The sequence below is a fragment of the Phormidesmis sp. 146-12 genome, assembly GCF_052939495.1.
In genome coordinates, this window is record NZ_JBJPHS010000180.1 from 1 (window position 1) to 8,520 (window position 8,520).

An 8,520-nucleotide genomic window follows, 5' to 3' on the forward strand; every position below is an offset into this window, starting at 1 on the left:
TGGGGGATTTAGGGGGCGAAGGGTCTCGGCAATGACGGATCAATCAACTTGTGTGCACACGGTAGACCCCATTAAAAAGGGGGCTAAGAAAAAGTTGCACCTTGCCTAGAAATGGGAATCGAGGCCGTTAAGTGACATCCACATCCGGGCTGGCTGACGAGGGTAAACTGTCCTCCGAGGGCGATCGCTCGTTCGCGCATTCCCCGCAGCCCAAATCCGGTTGTGTTCTGATCGGGGTAAAACCCTCTTCCATTATCCTCGACTCGCAGAATGATCTGATTACCACTTTCCTGTAGTTGAAGGGTAACTTGAGTCGCTTCGCTATATTTGCAAATGTTGGTCAAAGCTTCTTGGGCGATGCGGTAGAGGGCGGTTTTGATTTCCGTCGTGGGTCGGTGTGAGAGATGAATGGTGCAGTCTGGGGCAATGCCTGTGGTGTGGTGAAAGTCTTCGACCAGGGTGGCGATCGCTTGCGCTAAAGACTTACCGCCGAGGGGATCAGACCGCAACGCCTGCACCGATTCTTGCACGTCTTGAATGGCTTTGGCGCTGAGTTTTTGGGCTTCGTTGAGAAATCGATCGGCGCGATCGGGCTGGCTTCTCAAAAATAGCTGTGCGTTTTCTAGCTGAATGCTTTGAGCGGTGAGGGTGTGCCCCAGGGAGTCGTGCATTTCGCGGGCGATGCGGTTGCGTTCTTGCAGGCTGGCTTGATCTTCGACCAGTTGGGCATATCGTCGAAGTTGGGTGTGGGCGATCGCAAGCTGACTGCGACTCTGACGCTCTGCTAACAACGCATAAACTAACGGGAACGCAAACACCAACGTTAAGCCAAACGACAACGCTGAACTTAATTGATAATTTAATGGGTTGGTGATCAGTTGTTCTAGTTTTGGTTGAATTTGTCCCAGCGATCGACAGGTCATCAAAATCGTCTGACTTCTAAAAAATACACTGTATAGAAACACTAAAAGCGTCAATCCTGCAACCGTCAAGCGACCCCAAAGAGCATAAATTTGACAACCGCGAATAACTGCAATCAGACCCAACAATGGAACAGGTGGAATACGGCTTTCTAACAAATTAGGAATCAAAATAATGGCAAATTCTAAACCTGTATAAATCAGCTTAGAAACCATGCGCGTCGGACGATAAAACCCGATCGCTCCAAAAACTGCAATACTCAAAACGGCAAACACCGAGAATTCTGGAGCCGGATAAACTGCCGCTGTTAGCAAGACATTCAGCGTGATCAGCCCCAGCAAAATCCACTCTAAATAGGGCAAAAGGCGAAAGGATTGGCTCGATGGTTGCATTCAGCGATTTTACAGGAAGGTTTTTTTCTCAGTTTATCTGAGCCATTGTTCGACTTCTACGACCAGATCACCTAAATCAGGGCCCAACTCAATAGGAAAAACGTCCTAATTTAGATTAGTCCTTTTCTCCTAACGGGACTGGGACATCAGATCGATCTGACAGCCTGCGATCGCTCAGTACCATCAGGCTACAACTTCACACAAATTAGGAGAAGTCCCATGAGCTTTTTGAATCAAAAACTGCAAGCGATCGCGGGTGTTGTCTCCTTGATGGCGGCCTTGAGTGCTCCAGTGATGGCCGCCCCGACTGAGCCGCTCACCGGAGGCAGAACGTCGGTTCAACTCAGCAGTACGTTTGTGGATGCGCTGGTTTCTCTGCAAGTTGCACCGGGCGTTGTGGGCAGAGGTACTTTGGTGGATGGAGTCGTTTCGTTCCCGATTTCTGGCGGCGCGATCGACTTGGGCACTGTCAAAGCCGAAATCATTCACCGGGGCGGTTTGTCGCTCAAAGCAGGTGACACCACGGTTGAACTCACTGATTTCATCATCACCACGCTCGGCGAAAAGCCCGTCCTGACAGGATTGGTCACCGTCAACGATGGTCTGGCATTTCGGGCACCGCTGTTTGATTTGGCTATTTCTGGTGTGACTCCTCCGCTGACTCCGAGCAACGATCGCATTGTTTTGGACAAAGTAGGCGTAACGCTGACCGCCGAAGCAGCCGGGGCACTCAATCAAGTGTTTGGCGTGACTGCCTTTCAGGAAGGGCTGGCGATCGGGACGGCGCGTGTACGGGCGGGTGTTGCTCACTGATTCTCTAGCGCCGACTTAGAAAAGGGGGAAATGGTAACGCCTGAATGTGCGATCGTCCCCCAAAATTTCTCGCTGCGATTATCACTCCGGTCACCTTCTAAATTCCTTACCTGTGAGGAACTTTGAACCGAAAATCTTCTCTTAAAGTCCCCCAGATTGGGGGGCTGGGGGGCTGAAGCTTGACATCGAAGCGAAAATCTTGCATCGAAGCGAAAATCTTGCATCGAATTTACATTCAAATCAGCACTGACTCAAACAATTTGAATCCTCGACTGATGATAGAAATCAGACATTGAGCGTTCAGTTTTGCTTAAGTCGGTGCTGTTTTTGGCGTTGCTGATTGGAGGGATGAATGCGTGGGAAGTGTCAATCTTTTCGCCCCCTAAATCCCCCAAAATTGGGGAACTTTGAACCTTGGGTTTCCCGCCGCTTTGGGGCAATTCATCCCACAATTCAGCAATGCCCTGTTTTTTTGCAGATTTTGGTTGAAACTTGCCACAATCTCTACTTGACGAGAATCAAAATTCCAGATATTCTCTCAAATCAAGGACATCTTTTCGTCACAGGAAGGCTGTCTGATCGCCCAAAAAATCTAGTCTGTCGCCGCCCAAAGTTGTTTGCACCAACAGAGGGCAGCTAACCCACGAGACTGTACAGGCAGTCCGGAGGGCTAATGGAGAATTTTATCACTCCCTTGGCCGCTCTGACTTGTTATGACCGTCGGGGCGGCTAGTTTTTTGGGTTTCTTCGGAAACTTAAAATTGGAGTACTCATAATGGCAGAGCGCCTTTTGAACGCTGGCTTTTGGCTGTGCGATTTCGCCTATGCATTTCTAGAATTGATTCAACGCCGTTTCCTTCCTGATACCATTCCCCGTTTCACGATTACTTCGCTTCGCATTCCGCTTCAGGATCTTTTACCTGACGTTGCCATTCCTCATTCTGATGAGTTTGAAATCCTGCGGGTGTTAATTATCGGTTCCTCAGACGGGGTAACGGAGACGATTCAAAATCTCCACGTCCGACGATTTGCGAATGCGACAGACTGGAGTCCTTTGTTGCCTGCGCCCTCGTTTGGTGAAGTGATGAGCATTCTGACTCGACAGCGACCAAGGTCAGACGATCGCTCTTCCTAAATCCACGTATCTAACCCCTTCTGACGTTGATTGTCTCCGTACTTGCGATCGCCTCGACACAATTAGTTCGACTGCAATAAAGCTCAATGAGCCGGATAAGTCTTCGGCTTTCGCCTACCAAGCTATCCGGTTCGGTTTTATTTTTGGAGGTTGTTGCCTTCCTCACCGGAACAGGTCTGGACTCTTCTAGATACGCCCAAACAATTCCCATTGTTCAGTTCTGACGTGAGAAGAGTGCTGGAAAAACCGAACACACCACCCGAAAACCGACATCGGAGTTGCGATCGGCGGGAGAGTTAGAGTTGCGGTTGGCAGCGCGACAGTTCGACGGAAGGTTGAACCACGAACCGCCCCGTAGTATACGTTGTTCACTAGTTCATACAAAATTGAGCAGGTTTTGAGTTCACTTAGTGTTGTGTGATCTAATCATGCTGGCATTCGTAGTTGTGACTCGTCAGTGATTACAGAGACAAATCATGCTTGTTTGATAGACTTTAGAATTACGGTTTCTGAGAAAAGGATTGCTCAGTTTTTGTGTTTACAAATGTGTCTATCTTGTAGCAATTCATTACGTCCTATTTCCAATTACTACAGTTCATTCATAAACTAAGGGGCATGAGACGAAAGCCCATTCACCTGAAATTCGACGACTCATGGACACTGCATCAGACTCCTCCACGCTTGCCCTTGAGCAGTATCAAATTCTCAATAGTGAAGCTGAATCCTCATTTGATGATCTGGTGAGGTTAGCGGCTCAAGTTTGTCAGGTGCCGATCGCCCTGATCAATTTCATCGATGGTAAGCGGCAGTGGTTCAAATCAAAAATTGGCTTAGACGTGACCGAGCTTCCTGTAGAGGTGGGGTTTTGTCCCTGGTGTGTACAAAAGCGTCAAGTGTTGGTGATTCCTGATGCGCTGGCAGATGAGCGGTGGGTTGACAATGGAGCCGTGGCGTTGGGAGTGCGATCGTATGCTGGAGTGCCGCTGATTACCCCGACAGGAGAAGCGATCGGAACGATCTGTGTGGTGGACGATGTGCCTCGTACTTTTACAACCAGTCAGCTAGAGAGCTTGCAGGCGTTGGGGCGGCAGGTGATCACTCAGCTAGAGTTAAAGCGGCATGTGCAAGTGTTGTCCGACGCGAACGTTGAGCAAAAACGAGTTGAAGCCGCGCTGCGGGAAAGTGAAGCTCGATTTCGGACGATGGCGGACAGTGCGCCTGTGCTGTTGTGGATTGCCGGAGTGGATGCCCGCTGTACGTTTTTTAATCAGTCCTGGCTAGAGTTTACGGGACGATCGCTGGCTCAAGAATGGGGCAATGGCTGGGCGGAGGGCGTTCATCCTGATGATTTGCAGCGGTGTATGGAGACGTTTTTGACGGCTTTTCACGATCGCCGCAGCTTCAAAATGGAGTATCGGCTGAGACGGGCTGACGGAGACTATCGCTGGCTTTTGGATACCGGAACGCCCCGATTTGCGCCAAGTGGAGACTTTTTTGGCTACATCGGTTCTTGCATTGACATCATGGAGCGCAAGCAGGCAGAAGAAGAACTTGAGCGACAAAGTGTGAGTACGCGATTGTTTTCAGAAATTACGCTCAAAATTCGCCAGTCGCTACAGCTTGAAGAGATTCTGCAAATTACGGTGACGGAGATTCAGAAATTATTGCAGTCCGATCGGGTGTTAATCTTTCGGCTGTGGGCGGATGGATCAGGCAAAGTTGTGCAGGAATCCGTGGTTCCGGGCTATCCCGTGACGCTGGGAAAAGACGTTCTTGATCCCTGTTTTCAGCAAGACTATTGGAAAAGATATGAGCAGGGCAGGGTCAGCACGATCGAGGATATCAAAACCGCCAACATTCATCCCTGTCATCGAGCATTTTTAGAGCAGATTGCGGTCAAAGCGAATCTGGTGGTTCCAATCCTGTGTAGAGACGCGCTTTGGGGATTGTTGATTACGCATCAATGCGGTGAGACTCGGCAATGGAGCAGTTTTGAGACAGACTTATTACAGCAGTTAGCAAACCAGATTGGTATCGCCATTTCACAAGCAGAACTGCTAGAGCGAGAAACTCGACAACGCCAGGAATTGCTGCGATCGAACACTGAATTAGAACAATTTGCATATGTGGCCTCTCACGATTTACAAGAGCCATTACGGATGGTGACAAGCTATTTACAACTGCTGGAGAGACGCTATAAAGATCGACTAGATACTGACGCAAATGAATTCATTGGATATGCGGTCGATGGCGCGATTAGAATGCAAGCGCTAATCCATGATCTGTTGAGTTTGTCTCGTGTCAGTACTCGTGGGCAACCCTTTGAATGGATTGACAGTACAATTTCGCTCAAACAAGCGATCGCCAATCTGCAATTCGTCATTGAGGAAAGTCAAGCGGTTGTGAAGTACGATCGCCTTCCTGACGTGGTGGCAGACGCAAGTCAACTGACACAAGTCTTTCAAAATCTGATTGTCAACGCGATCAAGTTTCAGGGAAAAGGCATTGCCAAAATTTTGGTCAAGGCAGAACGGTTGGATCAAGACTGGCTTTTCTCGGTCAGCGACAACGGAATTGGCATTGAGGCGCAATATCACGATCGCATCTTTGTCATCTTTCAGCGGCTCCACTCGCGCGGTCAGTATCCCGGTACAGGAATCGGGTTGGCGATTTGCAAAAAAATTGTAGAACGTCACGGCGGCCGGATTTGGGTCGAGTCAGCCCCCGCAGAGGGATCGACGTTTTGTTTTACACTGCCCGATCGAGGAGAAAAACCGCCATGATCACCCCACTGCCGATTCAAGTGCTACTGGTCGAAGACAATCCTGGGGATGCTCACTTGACGAGACTTGCCCTGGCAGAAGGCAAAATGCACATCAATCTCAGCATTGTCGAAGATGGAGTCGAAGCGATCGCGTTTCTCCGACGGCAAGACAGTTATGCACAAGCGCCCCACCCAGACTTGATTTTGCTCGATTTAAACTTACCCAAAAAAGATGGGCGAGAAGTGCTGGAAGAAATCAAAGCGGATCAGTTATTAAAGCGAATTCCAGTGGTCATTCTCACCACATCTCAGGCAGAAGAAGACATTATCAAAGCTTATAACCTCTATGCAAATTGTTATATCGCTAAACCTGTAGATTTTTATCAATTCATTAAAATTGTTCAATCGATCGAAGATTTTTGGTTCACGATCGTCAAGCTCCCACCAGAGTGAGAATTATGGCAGAACAACCCATTCAAGTGCTCTTGGTTGAAGACAATCCTGCGGACGTTCGGCTGCTACTGGAGATTTTGAAGGAATCTTCTAATCGATTTGTTGTGACTCAGGTGGCTCGATTGGATGAGGCGATCAATCATCTGACGATCGCCAGCTTTGATGTAATTCTTCTCGATCTGACGCTGCCCGATAGCCTGGGGCTAGAAACCTTTCTCAAACTCCATCAACGGGTGTCTGCGATTCCGATCGTCGTTCTCACAGGTTTGGATGATGAAACGTTGACGTTGAAAGCGATGCAGGAAGGGGCACAGGATTATTTGGTCAAAGGAAAAGTCACCGGAGATTTGCTGGCGCGATCGCTACGATATGCCATTGAGAGACAGCGAGCCGAACAAAAAATTCGTGAACAAGCCGCCCTTTTAGAGATCACAACCGATGCAATGCTGGTACGCGATCTACAACACACGATTGTATTCTGGAACAAAGGCGCAGAACGGCTATTTGGATGGAAAGCGGAAGAAGCGATCGGGCAAAATGTTAATCAATTAATGTATCGCAAATCGTCATCGCAGCTAAAAGAGGCCGTGAACACTGTTTTAGAAAAAGGTGAATGGATTGGTGAACTAAATAAGATTACTAAATCTGGTCAAGAAGTGATCGTTGAAAGTCGCTGGACGCTAGTACGAGATGATGCCAAGCGACCAAAGTCAATTCTCACAGTTGATACCGATATTACCGAAAAGAAACAACTGGAAGCACAATTCTTTCGCGCACAGCGTTTAGAAAGTATTGGAACATTAGCGAGTGGCATTGCTCACGATTTGAATAATATTCTCACACCCATTCTCGCCGCCTCTCAACTATTGCCGCTCAAGCTCAAAAATCTGGACGATCGCAGTCAGCTTCTCCTACAGCTTCTCGAAACCAATGCCAAGCGGGGAGCGGATCTGGTCAAACAGGTGTTGTCTTTTACGCGCGGAGTCGAAGGTCGGCGTATGGTCTTGCAAACGAGACATTTGATCGGAGAAATTGAGAGAACGATTCAAGAAACTTTTCCCAAATCAATCACGGTTTGTACCCACATTCCCAAAGATTTGTGGACGGTTTCGGGTGACAGTACTCAACTGCATCAAGTGCTAATGAATCTTTGTGTAAATGCGCGCGATGCGATGCTGTCAGGAGGGCTGCTGACGATTTCTGCTCAAAATCAATGGCTCACCGAAAACGACGCGCGACTGAATTTTGAAGCGCAAGTTGGCCCCTACATTGTGATCAGCGTTGCCGATACGGGAATGGGCATTCCTGAGAGCAATTTAGAGCGAATTTTTGAGCCATTTTTTACAACCAAAGAGTTAGGAAAAGGGACGGGGTTGGGGCTTTCGACGGTGGTCGGAATTGTCAAAAGTCACGGTGGATTTGTAACGGTCAGTAGTCAAGAAGGGAAAGGCACAGAGTTTAAGGTGTTTTTGCCTGCGGTGATGGTCAGGGAGGCGCGATCGCAGGATGATTCAGAGCTTCGCAAAGGGGCATATAGTCTGATTTTGGTGGTGGATGACGAAGCCCCCGTGCGAGACAGTACGCGCATTGCCCTCGAAAGCTATGAGTATCAGGTGTTGACGGCGACGAATGGACGAGAAGCGATCGACCTGTATGCCCGACATTCTCAAGATATTCGGCTGGTTTTGCTCGACTTGATGATGCCTGTGATGGATGGGCCAGAGACGATTGCTATCCTAAAGCGCATGAATCCTGAGATAGAAATTGTGGCGATGAGCGGCTTGTCTTCTAAGAGCATGATTGGGGAAGCGGCGGCGGCGGGAGTGCAGCGTTTTTTGTCAAAACCATTCACCGTTAGAGAGTTGTTGGGCACGTTGCAAGAGGTGGCGTTGCTGAATGTTGAGCGGTAGAGATTGACCTTGTTTAGCGTGAAGTTTTGGCGTGAATTTGGATGAGTTGTTTTGCTGCGTTGCTCAAGTCTTCTACCCCAGCCCTCTAAAGGTCATTTGAGCGCTTTTTAATATTTGTTGTCATCCCTGTCA

General features: G+C 48.7%; 8 protein-coding genes. 5 read left to right on the plus strand and 3 right to left on the minus strand.

Features of this window, described 5'->3' with window-relative positions; genetic code table 11:
• Nucleotides 1-83: 83 nt before the first annotated feature.
• Nucleotides 84-1,313 (minus strand): sensor histidine kinase, encoded by a 1,230-nt coding sequence (locus tag ACKFKF_RS33325; RefSeq protein WP_446871671.1) that lies wholly within the window; start codon nucleotides 1,311-1,313, stop codon nucleotides 84-86.
• Between the two features lie 219 nt (nucleotides 1,314-1,532).
• Between ACKFKF_RS33325 and ACKFKF_RS33330 the strand changes: the two genes are divergently transcribed.
• Together ACKFKF_RS33330 and ACKFKF_RS33335 are read left to right on the plus strand one after the other, a co-directional pair.
• Nucleotides 1,533-2,126 (plus strand): hypothetical protein, encoded by a 594-nt coding sequence (locus tag ACKFKF_RS33330; protein WP_446861731.1) that lies wholly within the window; start codon nucleotides 1,533-1,535, stop codon nucleotides 2,124-2,126.
• A gap of 775 nt (nucleotides 2,127-2,901) precedes the next feature.
• Nucleotides 2,902-3,261, plus strand: coding sequence for a hypothetical protein (locus ACKFKF_RS33335; RefSeq protein ID WP_446871672.1), 360 nt, complete (start codon nucleotides 2,902-2,904; stop codon nucleotides 3,259-3,261).
• Nucleotides 3,262-3,271: 10 nt separating this feature from the next.
• On the opposite strand, the gene ACKFKF_RS33340 is transcribed toward ACKFKF_RS33335, so the two are convergent.
• A complete protein-coding gene (locus tag ACKFKF_RS33340) occupies nucleotides 3,272-3,472 on the minus strand; it encodes a hypothetical protein (RefSeq protein WP_446871673.1) in 201 nt (66 codons plus the stop codon).
• A 3-nt stretch (nucleotides 3,473-3,475) separates the two neighbouring features.
• Nucleotides 3,476-3,622: an SUMF1/EgtB/PvdO family nonheme iron enzyme gene (locus tag ACKFKF_RS33345; protein WP_446871677.1), complete on the minus strand. Its 147-nt coding sequence runs from the start codon at nucleotides 3,620-3,622 to the stop codon at nucleotides 3,476-3,478.
• Nucleotides 3,623-3,914: 292 nt separating this feature from the next.
• On the opposite strand from ACKFKF_RS33345, the gene ACKFKF_RS33350 reads away from it, so the two are divergent.
• Genes ACKFKF_RS33350 through ACKFKF_RS33360 form a run of 3 tightly spaced genes read left to right on the plus strand, consistent with a single transcriptional unit; the run spans nucleotide 3,915 to nucleotide 8,388 of the window.
• A complete protein-coding gene (locus ACKFKF_RS33350; RefSeq protein WP_446871674.1) occupies nucleotides 3,915-6,044 on the plus strand; it encodes a GAF domain-containing sensor histidine kinase in 2,130 nt (709 codons plus the stop codon).
• Nucleotides 6,041-6,478: a response regulator gene (locus ACKFKF_RS33355; RefSeq protein WP_446871675.1), complete on the plus strand. Its 438-nt coding sequence runs from the start codon at nucleotides 6,041-6,043 to the stop codon at nucleotides 6,476-6,478. The genes ACKFKF_RS33350 and ACKFKF_RS33355 overlap by 4 nt, the downstream gene beginning before the upstream one ends.
• Before the next feature lie 5 nt (nucleotides 6,479-6,483).
• Nucleotides 6,484-8,388 carry a response regulator gene (locus ACKFKF_RS33360; protein WP_446871676.1) on the plus strand — a complete coding sequence of 635 codons (1,905 nt, stop codon included), beginning with the start codon at nucleotides 6,484-6,486 and terminating at the stop codon, nucleotides 8,386-8,388.
• The last annotated feature ends 132 nt before the right edge of the window (nucleotides 8,389-8,520 follow it).

Coding starts and splice junctions, on each gene's coding strand:
- ACKFKF_RS33335 (WP_446871672.1), top strand. CDS start 2,902: ATGGCAGAGCGCCTTTTGAACGCTGGCTTTTGGCTGTGCGATTTCGCC.
- ACKFKF_RS33350 (WP_446871674.1), top strand. CDS start 3,915: ATGGACACTGCATCAGACTCCTCCACGCTTGCCCTTGAGCAGTATCAA.
- ACKFKF_RS33360 (WP_446871676.1), top strand. CDS start 6,484: ATGGCAGAACAACCCATTCAAGTGCTCTTGGTTGAAGACAATCCTGCG.
- ACKFKF_RS33325 (WP_446871671.1), bottom strand. CDS start 1,313: ATGCAACCATCGAGCCAATCCTTTCGCCTTTTGCCCTATTTAGAGTGG.
- ACKFKF_RS33340 (WP_446871673.1), bottom strand. CDS start 3,472: ATGGGAATTGTTTGGGCGTATCTAGAAGAGTCCAGACCTGTTCCGGTG.
- ACKFKF_RS33355 (WP_446871675.1), top strand. CDS start 6,041: ATGATCACCCCACTGCCGATTCAAGTGCTACTGGTCGAAGACAATCCT.
- ACKFKF_RS33330 (WP_446861731.1), top strand. CDS start 1,533: ATGAGCTTTTTGAATCAAAAACTGCAAGCGATCGCGGGTGTTGTCTCC.